General features: G+C 72.7%; 9 protein-coding genes. 4 read left to right on the forward strand and 5 right to left on the reverse strand.

Translation table 11 applies throughout. From position 1 onward, the window contains the following. Window positions 1–31 precede the first annotated feature (31 nt). Window positions 32–1,330, reverse strand: coding sequence for a phenylacetate--CoA ligase PaaK (gene paaK / locus V5O46_RS21135; protein ID WP_332886207.1), 1,299 nt, complete (start codon window positions 1,328–1,330; stop codon window positions 32–34). 253 nt (window positions 1,331–1,583) lie between these two features. Between paaK and V5O46_RS21140 the strand changes: the two genes are divergently transcribed. From V5O46_RS21140 to V5O46_RS21155, 4 genes are all read left to right on the forward strand, one after another. Then, window positions 1,584–3,230 (forward strand): LuxR C-terminal-related transcriptional regulator, encoded by a 1,647-nt coding sequence (locus V5O46_RS21140; RefSeq protein WP_332886208.1) that lies wholly within the window; start codon window positions 1,584–1,586, stop codon window positions 3,228–3,230. A gap of 155 nt (window positions 3,231–3,385) precedes the next feature. Next, a complete protein-coding gene (locus V5O46_RS21145; protein ID WP_332886209.1) occupies window positions 3,386–4,312 on the forward strand; it encodes an alpha/beta fold hydrolase in 927 nt (308 codons plus the stop codon). Then, window positions 4,309–5,748, forward strand: a complete 1,440-nt coding sequence (locus V5O46_RS21150) for an FAD-binding oxidoreductase (protein ID WP_332886210.1) — start codon at window positions 4,309–4,311, stop codon at window positions 5,746–5,748. Before V5O46_RS21145 ends, V5O46_RS21150 begins: the two co-directional genes overlap by 4 nt. Window positions 5,749–5,820: 72 nt before the next feature. Then, complete coding sequence (locus V5O46_RS21155) at window positions 5,821–6,006, forward strand: DUF1737 domain-containing protein (RefSeq protein WP_332886211.1); 186 nt, start codon at window positions 5,821–5,823, stop codon at window positions 6,004–6,006. A gap of 68 nt (window positions 6,007–6,074) precedes the next feature. Here the strand turns inward: V5O46_RS21155 and V5O46_RS21160 are convergent, their stop codons facing one another. From V5O46_RS21160 to V5O46_RS21175, 4 genes are read right to left on the reverse strand one after another with little or no spacing between them, the layout of a single operon-like run. Next, on the reverse strand, window positions 6,075–7,652 hold the full coding sequence (locus V5O46_RS21160; RefSeq protein ID WP_332886212.1) for a hypothetical protein: 1,578 nt from the start codon (window positions 7,650–7,652) through the stop codon (window positions 6,075–6,077). A 35-nt stretch (window positions 7,653–7,687) separates the two neighbouring features. Continuing rightward, entirely contained in the window at window positions 7,688–9,349 is a 1,662-nt protein-coding gene (locus tag V5O46_RS21165; RefSeq protein ID WP_332886213.1) for a hypothetical protein, read from the reverse strand. Beyond that, on the reverse strand, window positions 9,349–13,548 hold the full coding sequence (locus V5O46_RS21170; protein ID WP_332886214.1) for a hypothetical protein: 4,200 nt from the start codon (window positions 13,546–13,548) through the stop codon (window positions 9,349–9,351). The genes V5O46_RS21165 and V5O46_RS21170 overlap by 1 nt, the downstream gene beginning before the upstream one ends. Further along, a complete protein-coding gene (locus V5O46_RS21175; RefSeq protein ID WP_332886215.1) occupies window positions 13,548–16,409 on the reverse strand; it encodes a hypothetical protein in 2,862 nt (953 codons plus the stop codon). The genes V5O46_RS21170 and V5O46_RS21175 overlap by 1 nt, the downstream gene beginning before the upstream one ends. Window positions 16,410–16,413: the final 4 nt, after the last annotated feature.

Genomic DNA, 16,413 nt, shown 5'->3' on the forward strand with positions numbered 1-16,413 from the left:
GCTGTCGGGACGCCGGCTGTCGGGGCGCCGGCTACCGGGGACGCTCGTCGACGATCCGCCGGATCTTGCCCACCGACCGCTCCAGCGACTCCGGATCGACGATCTCCACGCCCGCCGACACCCCGATACCGTCCTTGATACCCTGCGCGATCGCCCGTGCCGCGGCTTCCCGCACCCCGGGCCCGGCATCCGTGCGCGCCTCCGCCCGCACGGTCAGCGCGTCGAGCCGGCCCTCACGGGTGAGCCGCAGCTGGAAGTGCGGCGCGACCCCGGGCGTGCGCAGCACGATCTCCTCGACCTGTGTGGGGAACAGGTTCACCCCGCGCAGGATCACCAGGTCGTCGCTCCTTCCGGTGACCTTCTCCATCCGCCGGAACACCCGCGCCGTGCCCGGCAGCAGCCTCGTCAGATCCCGCGTCCGGTACCGGATCACCGGCATCGCCTCCTTGGTCAGCGAGGTGAGGACCAGTTCCCCCTCGGAACCGTCCGGCAGCACCTCGCCCGTGACCGGATCGACGATCTCCGGAAAGAAGTGGTCCTCCCAGACGTGGAGCCCGTCCTTGGTCTCCACGCACTCCTGCGCCACACCCGGGCCGATCACCTCCGACAGCCCGTAGACGTCCACCGCGTCGATGGCGAACCGCTCCTCGATCTCCCGCCGCATCCCCTCGGTCCACGGCTCGGCGCCGAAGACACCCACCCGCAGCGAGGTGCTCCGCGGATCGACGCCCTGCCGCTCGAACTCGTCCAGCAGCGTCAGCATGTAGGACGGGGTGACCATGATGACGCCCGGCTGCAGATCCTGGATCAGCTGCACCTGACGGGCGGTCATCCCTCCGGACGCCGGGACGACCGTGCAGCCCAGCCGCTCCGCCCCGTAGTGTGCGCCGAGCCCGCCGGTGAACAGTCCGTACCCGTACGCCACATGCACGGTGTCCCCCGGCCGGGCACCGGCCGCCCGCAGCGACCGCGCCACCACGTCCGCCCACAGGTCCAGATCGCCGTCGGTGTAGCCGACGACGGTGGGCCGCCCGGTGGTCCCGCTGGAGGCATGGATGCGCCGGACCCTCTCCCGCGGCACCGCGAGCATCCCGTACGGGTAGTTCTCCCGCAGGTCCGCCTTGGTGGTGAAGGGGAAGCGGTCCAGGTCGGCGAGCGAGCGGCAGTCCTCCGGACGGAGCCCGGCACGGTCGAAGGACTCCCGGTAGAACGGCACGTTCTCGTAGGCGTGCCGCAGTGAGCTGTGCAGCCGCTGAAGCTGCAGCGCCCGCAACGCCTCCGCGTCCAGCCGTTCCCCCGGGTCCAGCAGGTCCGTCACCGCATCCGCCATCGGGACGCCTCCCTCGCCAGCCGCGTCACTCCGGACGACCGATCATTCGGTCGCCACATGCCGGAGATCAGTAACTCAGCCCCGGACACGGACAGGCAAGGGGCCTGCCCGCACTTTCTGCCCGGAGAACGCGCCGCGGCCGTGGCCCGCCCCGGGACCTCGCCGGAACCGCCGGCCCGGCCCCGGGACCCGGGCGTGACCAGCGGTCACCACGTACGCTGCCCACAGGGACTCGTCGCTCGAGGGAGCACTCATGGCCACCGTTGATCCACGCATGCGGGGGCGCGAGGCGTACGAGCGGCTGGCGTGGCGGGATGCGTATGAGCATCTGTCGGCCGCCGACCAGCGGGGCCGGCTGGAGCCTGATGATCTCGACCGGATGGCGCGTGCGGCGTACCTGATCGGAGCCGTCGACGGGGCGACCGGGGCCTGGGAGCGGGCCCATCACGCGTTCCTGGAGCGAGGGGACGTGGCTTCGGCCGTACGGTGTGCGTTCTGGATCGGGTTCACGCTCGTCCTCCACGGCGAGCATGCCCGCGGCGGCGGATGGCTGGCACGGGCGCAGCACATCCTCGAGGACGCGGCGCTGGACTGCGCGGAGCAGGGGTATCTGCGCATCCCCATGGTGCTGCGGGCTCTGGACGGGGGCGATCCCGAGGCGGCGCGCCGCTCGCTGGTGGAGATCACCGAGATCGCGGACCGGTTCGACGATGCCGACCTGCAGGCGCTCGGGAGGCTGGGGCAGGGCCAGGCGCTGCTCGCACAGGGCCGGACGGCGCAGGGCGTGGCGATGCTGGACGAGGCGATGGTGGCGGTGACCATGGGAGAGGTGTCGCCGGTCGCCGCCGGAATCGTCTACTGCGCCGTGATCCTCGCCTGCCGCGGGGTCTTCGACCTCCGTCGCGTGCAGGAGTGGACGGCGGCACTGAGCCGTTGGTGCGCCACGCAGCAGGACCTCAAGCCGTACCGGGGCCAGTGCCTGGTACACCGTTCGGAGATCATGCAGTTGCGCGGCGAGTGGGCGGACGCCATGGACGAGGTGCGGCAGGCGTGCGAGCACCTGTCCGACCCGCCCGGCAACCCGGTGATGGGCATGGCGCTGTACCAGCGAGCCGAGCTGTACCGGCTGCGCGGCGACTTCCCCCGGGCCGAGAACTGCTACCGCGAGGCCATCGACCGGGGACACTCGGCGCAGCCGGGCCTGGCGCTGCTCCGGCTGGCCCAGGGCCGCCTCGATGACGCCGCAGCCGCGATCCGCCGGACGCTCGGGGAGACCGAGGGGGCGGAGGACCGGCCCGGGGTGCTGGCCGGCTATGTGGAGATCGAGCTCGCCGCCGGAGCCGTCGAGGACGCTCACCTCGCGGTGGACGAGCTGGACAAGATCGCCGCCGGTTTCGACTCGCCGTACCTGCGTGCGGTCGTCGCGTACGCGCACGGGTCCGCGCTCCTTGCCGCCGGTGAACCGGAGGCCGCGTGCGTCGCCCTGCGCCGCGCGTGGGTTGCCTGGCACGACATCGACGCTCCTTACGAAACGGCACGGGTCCGGCTGCAGATGGCGCGGGCGTGCCGCCGGATCGGCGACCACGACACGGCCGAGATGGAGCTGGAAGCCGCCCGCCGGGTCTTCGAGCGCCTGGGCGCGGTGCCGGCGCTGGACCAGGTGCGGCAGCTCATGAGCCGGGCGGGCCGGGCCTCGTACCCGACTCCCGGAGGCCTGACCCCCCGCGAGGTCGAGGTGCTCCGCCTGGTCGCGACCGGTGCGTCGAACCGGGAGATCGCGGACAGGCTCGTCATCAGCGACAAGACGGTTGCCCGGCACGTGAGCAACATGTTCACCAAGCTGGGCGTCTCCTCGCGGGCCGCCGCCACCGCGTACGCCTACGAGCACGACCTCGTATAACCCGGGCAGCCTGCACAGAAATACCCACACGGCGCGCGCCGGCCGAGTTGGTCGGTACGACCGATGCGGAGGCCGCCGCCGGACGCGGACTCTTTCCTCGTAGGCCCCGTAGGTCTCGTAGGCCTCCTGGTGGGCGCTGAGGGAAGGAGACCGTGATGAGCACTCAGGACAGGCCGGCACACCCGGAGCGGCCCGCCGGTCAGCAGACGCGCGACCAGCTCCTCGCCGCGATGCCGCTGAGGGAGCGGCAGCTTCAGCTGGCGACGGTGTCCACCGCAGTCCTGGAAGGCGGTGCGGGCCCGCCCATCGTGCTGCTGCACGGCCAGGGAGAGTTCGCCGCCCTCTGGATCAAGGTGATCCCCGACCTCGTCAGGACCCACAGGGTGATCGTTCCTGACCTGCCCGGCCATGGCGCCTCGGTGGTACGCGACGGCCGACTCGACACCGAAACGGTCCTGACGTGGCTCGACGAGCTGATCGACCAGACCTGCCAGGGGAGGCCGCCCGTACTGGCCGGCCACCTGATGGGGGGCGCGATCGCCGCGCGGTACGCGGTGCACCACAGCGACCGCCTCGCCCACCTGATCCTGGTCGACACACTGGGGCTGGGCTTGTTCCGGCCGGCGCCGAGCTTCGCGGTACCCATGATGGGCTTCGTCGCCCGTCCGACTCCCAAGAGCCGGGACCGCCTGTTCAACCGGTGCTTCCTCGACATGGACCGGGTGGGCGAGCAGACGGGAGAGCAGTGGCAGCCGCTGCTCGACTACGCCCTGGACCGCGCCCGCACACCGAGCGTGCAGGCGGCGCTCCGCCGCCTCGTCCCACGGGTCGCCATGCCGGCGATCCCGGCCGGAGATCTCGCGCGTATCGCCGTCCCCACCGACCTCGTCCACGGTCGGTACGGCCTCCAGGTACGGCTGCGGGCGGCGGAGGCGGCGAGCGTCCGGTACGGCTGGCCGCTGCACGTGATCGAGGAGTGCCGGGACGACCCCGCCGTGGAGCAGCCGGAGGCCTTCCTCGACGCGCTGCGCACCGCGATGCGGGCGCCACAGGCGGAACCGAGCGAGGCGGAACCGGCATGAGGACGAGAAGGTTCGAGGTCGCCGGGCTCGACGGCGGGCGGGTAGGGCTGACCTCCGCCCGGATCGAGCAGCTCGGCACCCGGCTCGAAGGGCCGCTGCTCACCGCCGGGGACGAGGGCTGGGACGAGGCCGTCCTGGTCTGGAACGCCATGGTCACGGCCGAGCCGTCGCTGGTCGTCCGGCCCGCCTCGGCCCGGGACGTGGCCACGGCCGTCCGGTTCGCCGCGGACCAGGGCCTGCTGCTGAGCGTCAAGGGCGGAGGCCACAACATCGCCGGAACGGCCCTCGCCGACCGTGGTCTGACCCTCGACATGTCCGGCATGCGCGAGGTCACCGTGGACCCGGCCGCCCGCCTCGCACACGTCGGTCCGGGATGCCTGCTGCAGGACGTGGACCGGGCGACCCAGCAGTACGGCCTTGCGACGGTGCTCGGGTTCGTGTCCGGGACGGGTGTCGCCGGCCTGACCCTCGGCGGCGGATTCGGCTACCTGACGCGCCGGTTCGGCTGGGCGGCCGACAACCTGGAGCAGGTCGAGATCGTCACGGCGGACGGCAGGACACGAACCGCCGACCGGGCGGAGAACCCGGACCTGTTCTGGGCGGTCCGCGGCGGTGGCGGCAACTTCGGCGTCGTCACCCGCTTCACCTTCCGGCTGCACGAGGTCGGCCCCGTCGTCACCGGCGGACTGGCCGCGTGGAGCGCCGACCGGGCGGACGAGGTACTCGCGACGTACCGGGAGCTCACCGCGACCGCCCCGCGCGAACTGACCGCGGTGGCGCTCGTCCGGCTCGCACCGCCCGCGCCGTTCGTCCCGGCCGGCTGGCACCTCAGGCCCGTCGCCACGCTGCTCGTGTGCCACAGCGGCGCCGACGCCGCGGCCGACCTCGCCCCGCTGCGTGCCCTCGGGGAGCCGGTCTTCGACCAGATCGGCGCGAAACCGTACGTGGCCCAGCAGTCGATGCTCGACGCGATGGAGCCCAAGGGGCTGAACCAGTACTGGAAGGCCGAGTTCCTCCCCTGCCTGCCCGGCGACTACCTCCCCGCCTTCCGGGACGCAGCGCTGACGGTCGCGCTGGAGGCCGCGTCCCCCCTGTCCTTCTCCGTCGTCTTCCACCTCGCGGGTGCGCTGAACGACTCCGGTGGCGACGGCGGCGCGGTCGGCAACCGGGAGGCCCGGTACATCAGCGGCTTCTCCGGAGTGTGGCCCCCGCAGACCGACGGCGACGGCATCGTGGCCGCCGTCCGCAAGGGATGGGAGAGGATCCGCCCGTTCTCGACCGGCGGCAACTACGTCAACTTCCAGCTGGCCGAGGACGACACCACCAGAACCGCCGACGCGTACCGGGGCAGCTACGAGCGGCTCCGCCGCATCAAGGCGGCGTACGACGGGGACAACCTCTTCCGCGTCAACCGCAACATCCCGCCGGGCGGATGAGGATGCCGGCCGTCCTCGGATCACGACCGCCCCGGACGTCCGGACGACGGGTGGGCCTGACACCCTTGCCGCATGAGCACACCACCGGACGGCCTGCCCGTCTACCGAGTCCTGACCGGCCCCGACGACGCCGCGTTCTGCCATCGAGTGAGCGAGGCGATCGGCCTCGGCTACGAGTTGCACGGAGCCCCGGCAGTCACGTTCAACGGCGAGAACGTCGTCGTCGCCCAGGCGCTGATCTGGCCGTCGCAGCGGTAGCGGCGCGCTGGATCGGCGTGACGTTCGGTATGGCCGCAACAGGGACTCGAGAGCGTTCTGCGCAGGATTCAGCCCGCAGGCGCGGGGACGAAGCTCCTCAGCCTCCCGCTCGCCGCAGCCCCGCCCTGGTCACGCGCGATGATGAGCCCGCCACCCGGCGGCGCCGCCATCACGGGCCGCTGCTCGTGGTGGAAGGCTCCTTGCCCGTCCGTCGTCAGATCGGCCTTCGTGGTGACGGCGCCCGCGATGAACGACACCTCCACCGCCGTGCTGCTGCCGAAGGCGGATCCGTCGACCACGACCGCGTCGGCGGACTCGGTCAGGGTCAGGGAGGGCCCTGCGGGCGGCGGCGCTTCGGCCGGGGCCTGCACGGCGACCGTGAACTCGGGGCTGTTCGAGACATCGTGCTGTGCCCCTCCGGCGCACATCCCGCCGGGTGCGCCGCCGCTGAACGCCAGTTGGTTGCAGACAGCGCAACGCCGCCATCCTGCTTCGCCGCCTTCCGGCGCCGGTTGGATCTGTACGCCGTAGGTGCCGCTCTCGGTGAAGTCGTGCGGAGTTCCGTCGTGGCAGATCCCGCCGAAGCTGGGCCCGCCGTGGGCGAGGGCCTGACAGCGGTGGCACCAGTTCCAACTGCCCTCGGCGCCCTCGAGAGGCCCGCCGCTGCCGATGCAATAGGCCCTGCTGGCCGAGAAGTCGTGCGGAGCGCCGTCCCGGCAGATCCCGTCCGAGACCGCTCCGAGATTCATCGTCAGGCACTTGCCACACCGCCTCCAGCCGGGTCGGCCGCCTGCGAGGGTGGTGGGGAAGACGCTGTAGGTGTCGCTGCCGCTGTGGTCGTGGACGTCGCCCGCCGGGCAGGGCCCCACCCGGAACCCGGTGTAGCTCAGGGTTCCGCACCTGCCGCAGGCACGCCAGCCCGGTTGTGCGTCGGCCGGCTCGGCACCCGAGGGGATGCTGTACGCGAGGCTCTCGGTGAAGTCGTGTCCGCCCCCTGCGAAGCAGACTCCCTCCCCGGCCCCGGACGCCAGCATGTGGCATCTGCCGCACATCCGCCAACCGGCCTGGGAGCCGGTGGCGGTGCTGCCGAAGGCGACCAGGTAGGTGCTCACACCACCACCGATGGTGTGCGGGACACCACCCTGGCACACACCGGAGTGCATGCCGGCGACCAGACCCTGGCAGGTGTCGCACCAGATCCACCATTCCTGCAACGCCGCTTCCACCACGGGCACGCTGTACTCGGCGCTGCCGGACGGGTCATGGGCGCCGCCTCCGGCGAAGCACAGCCCGGTGGGGTGCTTTCCGTCCCACAGGCACTGGCACCTGGAGCACCACCGCCAGCCCTGCTCGGCAGCGGGCAGGGTGCCCACCGGTACCGAGTACTTGGCGTCGAACTCGGCGAACTCGTGGGCCCCGCCGTCGTTGCACACGCCGGCGCCGCCCCTGAACGCGAGGCACGCACACTTCCGGCATGCCCCCCAGCCGGACTGGGCGCTCGGTTCCGGTGTGCCCCATGGCGCTTTGTACTCGGCGCTGCTGTGGAAGACGTGCATCCCGCCTCCGACACATCCGCCGCCGATGCCGAACGAGTTGACCAGGACCTGGCACAGGCTGCACCTGGCCCAGCCTTTCTGCGCGTCCATGAGCCTTCCTCCGTATCCTCTGCCGGACGGCCTCCTCAGGAGCCCCGGACCTCGTCGAAGCGCAGCCCGCTGTCGCCCTCGCCGTGACCGGTCAGCTTGCGCCGGGCCCGCCACAGGTGCCGGGACCCGTCGTGCCACCTGGCGTGCTGCCACGTGCGCACGACCTGGACCCCGGAGCGCGGCACTTCCTCCTCGTGCAGCCACGCGTCGCCCGCGGGCAGCAGCGTGCCCGTCGGCAGCACCTCGGTCACCGTGTCGCCGGCCGTCCGGGACAGCGGGACCAGCCTGAGACGGACAGATTCGTGATCCGCGAACTGCTCGGGCACGAGCGGGAACCAGTGGTCGGGCACTTCGGACGCCACGTGGTACGCGGGTACGTCGGTCTCCGCCTGCGGGACGGCCTCGCGGGCGGCCCACTGCGCGAACCGGTCGCGCGGTCGGCCCTGGTCGTCACAGACCACGGCCTCGACGGCCCAGGCGACGTTGGCCATCTCGTCGCGGATCAGCATCACGACATCGGTCGGCGCGCTCTCCAGCGACCCCGGCAGAGACGGCGCCAGGAAGAACCAGTCACTGGTGGGGCGCTCCTGATCCGCCATGAGCGGCTGATCGGCCCGGGTCAGCCCGAAGAGGTTCCAGCCGTCCTGGTCGGCGGCGACCGCGGTGAGTTCGGTGGTCTGCTGGAAGACGTCATGGACGACGAACCGCACCACCCGGCTCAGCGTCGCGACGGGAAGCCGTACGGGCGCCACGAACCAGTCGTTGCCGTACACGGTCGCGTAGCCGGCCAGCATCATCCTGCCGAGGTCGATCGGCGCGGCGTCGATCGACCCGGGGTCGAACCGGGCGTCCTCCATCTCCCAGAACCGCGGGGCGGGCATCCCGCCGAAGCGCGCCGGGGCCGGTACGCACACTTGGTCCACCAGCAGCGGCTCGGTCCGCCCTGCCTCCTGCCCGTCCACGGCGACGGCGTCCACGGACGGCCAGTCCAGCCGGCCGCCGGTGTACTCACTCGCCCGCAGTTCCAGCTCTGGCAGACCCGATGCCCGGAGCGCGAAGCGGTGCTCGAAACGGTGCTCGTCCCAGCAGTCGTGGGCCTCCTCGACGACCGTCGGCACCCGCGTCCGCCACCACGACAGCCAATCCTGGGCCAGCCCGGCCAACTGGGACGCCGTGGAGGCGACGGGTCCCAGTCCCCGCAGCGCCTCGAACTCGGCGTCCCGCATGCCGGGGTCGGCCAGATTCTCCAGACAGGGTGACAGCAGCGCACCGTCCGGCAGTGCCGAGCGCACCGCCCCGTCCGAAGCATCCAGCATCGGCGCCGCGGGGAAGGGACAGCGCGTGACGAACGCGCCGAGGTCACCGGCCCTGCCGGCCGCGGTCAGGGCCCTGCGCAGGCGCAGGCCGCCCTCCAGCCTCAGCCGCGGCGGGGGACCGCCGCTGTGTTCCTCGACCATCCGCTCCAGCGGCGTCCGCGCCACGTCGAAGGGCTGCCACGACGACTCGTCGGCCGTGCGGCACTCGTCGACTTTGTGCGCCTGGGTCGAGATCTCGACCCAGGCGGGTGACGCGGCGTTCTCGTGCCGGTACTCGCCGAACTGCCACTGCCGTCCGAGCAGCCACAGCGGGTCGTGCGCCCTGGCCGCCAGACCCTCTCCGATGCCGTGTCCGCGCGATGGCGTCTCGTAGCGGCTCATCAGAACACCCGTTGGGGAATGGGCAGCACCGGTGCCAGCTCGGGCAGGTCGGCCAGATCGAGCGTACGGATACGAGCCATGAGCAGTGTCTCCTCCACACAGGCGTGCACGTCCTCCAGACACCAGCCACGTGTGAGATCCGGCGGCACCGCGACGAGCAGGGACTGCGGTGCCCGGGCACCGGGCCGGTCGAAGTCGAACGCCACTCCCACCACCTCTTCCGGACCCTTCTCGCCGGGTGCCCGCGGTACCACCTCGGACCACGAGTCCATGACCAGACCGCCGTGGGAGGCTCCGCTGCCGTCATGCGCCAGAACGAGCGCGTACCGGGCCCTGAGACCCTCCTGCGCTGCCGAGGTGGCCAGCCACCTGCCCGCGCCGGCCGACGGAACGGGCTGCTGGGCGACGAGCAGCGCGGCAGGCGCGGACGACGCCAGCACCTCACCGGCGACCAGCGCGCCGTCGAGGGCGTCGACCTTCGGCCGTACCAGCGCCATGTCCCGCAGCCAGTCCGCCACCTCGTCCGCCGGCGGCTCGGGGGCCGGCGGGGGCGGCAGGGCGGCGCTCAGCCTCGGTACCACCCGGAGTATCGGATGCAGCAGGCCCGAGGCGACGTCCAGGACGCTCTTCACCCACCGGTCCGCGGCCGAGGGGTCCGTTCCGGCATCGGGGGGCGGCGGCGGTTCCGCCAGGTCGGCCGTCTCGAGCAGGGTGTGCAGCCGCTCGGCTTCGGCCGCCGGCCGGTCGGCGCCGACCGGCAGCCCCAGCGAGGCCAGTTCGGCGACTGCCGGTGCGGTGTCACCCGCGGGGCGGGCGGCCGCCAGGGCCGCCGCCGCTGCCCGGACCCGGCCCAGCCACGGGCGGACCCGGCCGTCCAGGTCGCCCAGGTCGTACCCGGACGACGGCGACACCGCGCCCGGGTCCCAGTGCCCCGCGGCGAGCGGCACCGTGCCGGCCAACGCGGTCCGCACGCGCTCGCACAGCAGCATCAGACGGTCGAGGACCGGCCCGTCCACCTCACCCCGGGCAGCGAGCACGGAGCGCAGCGACTGTGCCGGTGTGACGAGTATGTCGAGTGCGCACCAGCCGAGGCCCGCGAGGTCCGGTCCTACGGGCCACCGGTCGGCCGGGCCGAGGCGCTCGCGCACCCATGCCTCGAGCCCGGGCTCCAGCGCGGCCAGCGGCCGGTCGTCGGCCCAGCCCTCGGGGACGGAGTCGGGCAGGAGCACCCCCACGTGGTGCGTGACGGCGACGCCGCCGCGAGGGGTGCGCAGCACGTCGAAGTCCTGGGGAAGTTCCTGCCCCCGGCCGGCGGCGTCGGCCGCCAGTCCCGCACGCAGCGCACTGCCGCCGACGAGCTGGTGCACGCTCTCCGCCAGGAGCAGATCACCCACCGCGTCGAACGTCTCGTCGAGCTCGGCCAGCAGACGGCGCAGCGCCGGAGCGTCGTCGCCGAGCTCCTGACCGACCGCGGCTGCCAGGGCGGCGTCGTCGTCGAGTTCCGGACGGTCGCGCCGCAGTGCCTGCCCGTCGACGACATTCCGTGCCCCGATCGAGACCTGAGCCTGCGGTACGCCGGGACCGTCCGGCTGGACCAGCGGCGCCAGCGGATACGCACGGCGCAGCCCGGCGATGAACCGGTCCAGCCGGGCGTCGTGCAGCGCGCGCTCGATCTGGTAGCCGAGCAAGGCCGGGACGGCCTGTCCGGCGCGTACCCCTTCGATCACCGCCTGCGCCCTGCGGACGCGGGCGGACTGGATGTCGACCGCGAACGAACTCTTCGCGGAATGCGCCTGCCACCCGGACCGCAGGACTGCGGCCGTCGTGGCGTGATGGAGGGAGGGGGTGACGACGTACCCTTCCCGCGGCGGATTCGGGTCGGTGGGCTCCACGTCGGTCAGCCAGCCGTACGCGCCGGTGTGGATCCCGGTGGGCAGCCGGGTTCGCAGGTCCTCGAGGCGGCGCGTGGACAGCGAGGTCGCCCAGGCGTCGACCCGGTGCGACAGGGGCTCGAGCGTCTCGCGGAAGAGCCGTTCGACACGGGAGAGGTCCTCCACGGCCTCGTCCTCCAGGCCCACGTAGGCGCTGAACAGGTCGAGGAACTTCTCCGCGTCCGTGATGGCCCGGTTGACGGCATCGGGAAGCACAGGCCCGGATCTCAGAGTGTTGGAGATCGCGTTGTGGACCCACTCGGCGTGACTGTAGAAGAGACTGACGGTGGGTTCGCGGCGTAGCTGCCACAGGGTCGAGGCGATCGGGGCGTACTGCCCGACGAACTCCTCGGGCACCGGGGCGGTGCGGGTCTGCCGCATCCGGGCGACGGTCTCGTGAAAGAGGACGAGGAGCTGGGCCAGCGGCCGCGCGGCCAGGAATGCCCTCAGGTCCGGGGGGATCTCGTCCGGGAACGGCGTGATCGTCTCGGCCTCCTGCGGGATCGCCGCCGGGTCCGCCGGGAACCTGAACTGCTGCTGCCAGGCGAGACCGAGCGCCGGCGGCACCGAACCCGCCGAGGCCGGCGGAGGCGGCTGGTCCGTCCCGTCGAGAAGGTGCGCCCACCTCGCCACCTCCTGCGGGCTCGCCTCCCGGCTCAGCAGGTCCAGGAGCACCGCGTCCTGATCCGTGCCCTCGCCCACCTGGACCGCCCGGTCGACGTGCTCGGCGAAGGCGGCGGCGAAGGACCCCACGTGCCAGGCGATGGGGTCGTCGCCGTCGGCGCCACGCCACAGATCCAGCGAGCTCACCGGCAGGACGCCGTACGGCTGTCGTCCGATGCGCAGCAGCGGCAGCGGGCCACGTCCGCGGACGTAGGAGGTGAAGTGGTCCGCGGCGGTGGCGTACCACGGGTCGGCCAGGGGGCGGTGGTCCTTGTTGCTGTCCACGGCCGGATGCCAGACTCCCGACCAGGCGGCGGTCTGCGCCCGCAGCCTGTGCAGCTTCGCCAGCAGAGCCTCGTCACCGCCCTGCGGGTCGCAGACCCGCGCCAGGACGGTGTGCCCGTCGATCCCGAACGCCCGTGCCAGCCGTGCCGCCTCCTGCGGGCCCGCCGGGTCGTACGACGCCTGCCAGGCGTCCGCCAGTTCCGGGTCCCTGGGAGCGCCGCGGGTGCGCCATCCGCTCCTGCTCTCCGGGGTGTTGTTGGTCGGGGTGCCGACCGGAAGGGGGGACAGGCCGTCGGTGAACAACCGGGCCGCGAGCACGTCCTGGACGCGCTGTGCACCGGTGGCGGCGTCCTGGCTGCCGACACCGACCACGGTGAGCAGGTCGAACCGGTCGGTGGGGGATTCCAGCGGGACGGAGAGTCCCATCCCGACGTCGACCGCGGCCTCGAAGTCGACCAGCCAGCGGCTGTTCTGGTCGAACGGCAGGGCGTCGGTCCGGTCGGCGGGTGCGTCGTCGGTGTCCTCTTCCCCGTCGTCGCCGTCGGCCTGCCGCGGTGCGACCCCCAGGGGGAGGGTGTCGGGGATGTCCGCGCCCGTCATGCGCCAGACCAGGGTGCCGTCCCGGTAGGCGGAGAACTCGAGACGGTCGGGGAGCAGCACGGTCCGTGCGGCCCTGTTCCAGGCATCGCGGCGGGTCTCCACCTCGGGAAAGACCGGATCACCCGGCGGCCCGGCCGACGGCGTGAGCGCTTCCCGGATCCACGTCGCGCGCTCCCCGCCGGTCGCCGCCACCAGCGCCGCCCAGGCGGCCCGGCGCCGTTGTGCGTCGTCACCCGAGGCGAACACCGCACGCCAGTACGCCGTACCGGCCTCCCGCTCGCCATCGGTCAGGGCCGGCTCGTGGCTGTCCACGTGTACGTCGTCGGGGTAGACCCGGATGCGGAGTTCCGGGGTTCCGTCGCCATGGGCTCCGTAGACGGCTTCGATGCGCACCGGCAGCAGCAGGACCGGACCGAGATTGTCCGACGGGAACAGCGGAGCGAGGCCCGCGAGTGCCTCGTAGGCCGCGGCTGCCCCGGCATGGGCCTCCTCGGCCCGGGCGAGCGCTGCGGAGGCGGCGTCGAGCGACGCCCGGAGCGCCTGCACCCGGGCGGCGAGCTCCTCGTTGCCCGGAACGCTCGCGTCGACGACGGGGAGACTGCCGTCCGGCTCGCGCAGCACGAGCGCGGCGGCCTCGGCCTCGTGCAGGTTCCGCAGGGCGACCTCGCGGGCGGCACGAGCGGCGCCCAGAGCCAGCCGGGCCTCGGTGATCTCGGACATCAGGCACCGCCTTCGTGCTGCACCAGCAAGTCGGCCTGGACGGCCACGCGGAACGGCTTCTGCAGGGTGATCCGTGCGATGTCGGCGGCATCACGGTTCCACCGCGGCTGGTCGTCGGTCGTGCCGCCCGGCGGTCCGAACGGGAGTCCGGCGATCGCGTGAGAGCGCACCACGGGCACGTCGGTGGGGTGCGAGCTGCCGTCGGGCGCCGGCCATGTCGCGTCGCTCCAGCTCGCAAGATCCCTGGGAGGGGCAGGCGGATCCGGCGGTGCGTCGAAACCGAAGCGCATCCGGTAGCCGTTCTCGGCGAACACGAAGAACCATCCGGGTGCCTCCGGGCTCGCCGGGGTCAACAGCTCCTGTTCCGGGATCGCGAAGGCATACGCGTGGGTCTGGGCGTCCACCTGGATCACGAAGGACGGCACGAGCGAGTCCGTGCCCTCGAGGGGGCGGTGGCGGCCCTGCGCGTCGGGTGGCCCCGAGCGGACGGCGGTCACGACCGTGCCCGGATAGCGACGCAGCACGTCCCCGCGTACCAGGAGCACCGCCAGGGCCTCGTCCTGCAGCAGTCGGTCGCCCAGGGCCGCCGGGCCGGTCCAGGTATGCAGCGGCTCGATGTCCGGTGCCTCGTCGAGGCGCGGCCAGAAGGTGGTGAACGGGGTGCCGCGGCGGTCCGTCGGGTACTCGCGCCACAGCAGCTCCCGCATCATCTCGTGGTTGATACCGACCAGATAGGACTCGATGAACGCCGAGTTCTGCCGCAGCAGAGCGACCCGGTTCGCCGGCACCCCGGACAGCCCCGGCATGAACCACTCGGGATCGGCGTCCAGCAGGGCCAGCGCCGTCGGCACGGGAAACCGGGGGCAGGCCATGACAGGGTCGCTGGGGCCGGCCGGAGCGAGCTGTTCGTGCACAGAGATCTGCGAGGCCAGCCGGTGCCAGTGGCTCGCTCCCGGAATCAGTCCGTCGCGGACGCGCCCGGCGATCTGCCCGGCGGCGATGGGGACGCCGCCCTCCGACACGTCGCCGAAGGCCCGGTGCTCGGTCATGTCCGACAGCACCCGGCCGGTCGCCACGGTCACCTCGCCGACGTTCCCGGCTATCGCCTCCGCGAGCGCCCCGACGTCGCCGGCGGCGATGAGTCCGCCCACCTCGGCAACGAGGGGCACGGTGCCGACCCGGGCCTGCAGGTCGGCACCGCCGGGGACCCCGTTGACACTCGCCACGTCGGCCAGAGCACTGATCACCATCAACTGGCCGGCCGCAGCCCGCGACATCACCGTTGCCGAGCCGGCCGGATCGACCGGCGGCGTCGCCGGGACGAGCCGGCTGCCGGCAGGGACGTCCACCTCGCCCTCCAGGCCCCGTGGCACGATCCCGGACATCGACACGCGCGAGCGTCGTGCCAGCTTCGCGCCGGGCCGAAGACGCCGCGCGAAGGCCGAACTCGCGACCCCGTCGGTAAGACGGCTCATGTGCAGTTCCATCGACAGCGTGGTCGAATCGCTGGTACGCAGACGGGCCTGCGCGGGAGCGACCAGAGCCAGCACCTCACCGTGCTGCAGGGGTGCGACGTGCCGCTCGTGCATGCGCTCGGTGACGGCCGTGGTCAGCTCGACCGTGGCGTGCCGGCGGTTGGCCTCACGGATCGCGCCGACCTGCTCCCACGCCTTGGCCATCAGGTCCTCCTGGTGGTCGCGGACGTACTGTGCGCCCAGTCCTGCGGCGATGCGGTTCGCGACGGAGGTGTTGAGCGCACCGATCCACGCAGGGTCGTCCACCAGACGTTCCTCGGACACGTGCCGGGCTCCGTACAGGGGCGGTGCGAGGGCCCCTGTACGGTCGTCGGGCGGCGCGCCCAGCAGGCGCTGCGCCGGGGCGTCCAACTGCGCCCGCAAACGCTGCACCAGCTCGCCGGTGACGTCCGGGGCCGCGGCTCCGGCAGGCTCGGGAGGGTCGGCGAACGGGACCAGCGCGCCCTGGACACCGATCGTCTGGGCGGTGTCGCTGAGCGGGGTGCTGCCCGGCCACGGCGCCCGCACGTCGACCGGCCGTGCCGCCGAGACTCGGAGGGACTCCGGGTCGGCGGGCTGCAGCCGGGTGACGAGTTGCTCGAAGTCGCCGGCGGGCCCGGTGGTGAACGACCACTCGTGGTAGACGGGAAGCGCTACCGATCCGGTGTCGTCGACGTTCCACGCGGGCTTGTGCGGCGGCACGTCCGAGGCGGTGCCCGGTGCGGTGCCGAGCAGCCCGGCGGCGACGCCGGTGTCGAACGCGGGTACGAGACATGCCCGGTAGGTCACTCCTTCCGCGAGCCGCCTGGGGCACACCAGCCGGGCCACGGCAGGGTCGGTCGGCACCCCGCCGCCGGCGGTCATGCCTTCCCCGGGCGCAAACTGCACGTGAGCCCATCCCCAGGAGTCGCGAAGATCCGGGAGCTGACCGAGGTCGGCCTCGACGAAGGGCAGCCCGGGGCCGTCGGCCAGCGGAGCGCCGGCCTTCTCCAGAACCACGAGCACCATCCACGGGCGCAGCCTGGCCTCGTTCGCCCGCGCCGGTGTCAGCACCCAGGGCAGTTCGGCGGGTGTCACCTCGACCGAGGCGAGGTAGTTGGGTTCCACGTCCGTGGCGCCCGAGGCCGGTTCGGACCGCAGCACGCAGCCGGGCGCCAGGCCCGCGACGTCGCCCGGTCCGAGCAGGCGTGTGTCCGGGCCTCTGACGACGTCTGTCTCCTCTCCGGGACCCAGGAGGGTGACCGACGGCTTGAAGGCCGGCGGGGGCAGGGTGCCCATGGTGTCCACGGTCGTGATGGCTTCGCCCAAGGGGCCCTGGGCGTACGGGCTGAACTCCAGGTCCGCCATCGGG

Origin of the sequence: Streptomyces poriticola (assembly GCF_036689765.1) — a bacterium.
GTDB classification, from domain to species: Bacteria; Actinomycetota; Actinomycetes; order Streptomycetales; family Streptomycetaceae; genus Streptomyces; species Streptomyces poriticola.

What these genes read in the sequence shown, in the direction of transcription:
- paaK (WP_332886207.1), bottom strand. Translation starts at nt 1,330, where the DNA reads ATGGCGGATGCGGTGACGGACCTGCTGGACCCGGGGGAACGGCTGGAC.
- V5O46_RS21140 (WP_332886208.1), top strand. Translation starts at nt 1,584, where the DNA reads ATGGCCACCGTTGATCCACGCATGCGGGGGCGCGAGGCGTACGAGCGG.
- V5O46_RS21145 (WP_332886209.1), top strand. Translation starts at nt 3,386, where the DNA reads ATGAGCACTCAGGACAGGCCGGCACACCCGGAGCGGCCCGCCGGTCAG.
- V5O46_RS21150 (WP_332886210.1), top strand. Translation starts at nt 4,309, where the DNA reads ATGAGGACGAGAAGGTTCGAGGTCGCCGGGCTCGACGGCGGGCGGGTA.
- V5O46_RS21155 (WP_332886211.1), top strand. Translation starts at nt 5,821, where the DNA reads ATGAGCACACCACCGGACGGCCTGCCCGTCTACCGAGTCCTGACCGGC.
- V5O46_RS21160 (WP_332886212.1), bottom strand. Translation starts at nt 7,652, where the DNA reads ATGGACGCGCAGAAAGGCTGGGCCAGGTGCAGCCTGTGCCAGGTCCTG.
- V5O46_RS21165 (WP_332886213.1), bottom strand. Translation starts at nt 9,349, where the DNA reads ATGAGCCGCTACGAGACGCCATCGCGCGGACACGGCATCGGAGAGGGT.
- V5O46_RS21170 (WP_332886214.1), bottom strand. Translation starts at nt 13,548, where the DNA reads ATGTCCGAGATCACCGAGGCCCGGCTGGCTCTGGGCGCCGCTCGTGCC.
- V5O46_RS21175 (WP_332886215.1), bottom strand. Translation starts at nt 16,409, where the DNA reads ATGGCGGACCTGGAGTTCAGCCCGTACGCCCAGGGCCCCTTGGGCGAA.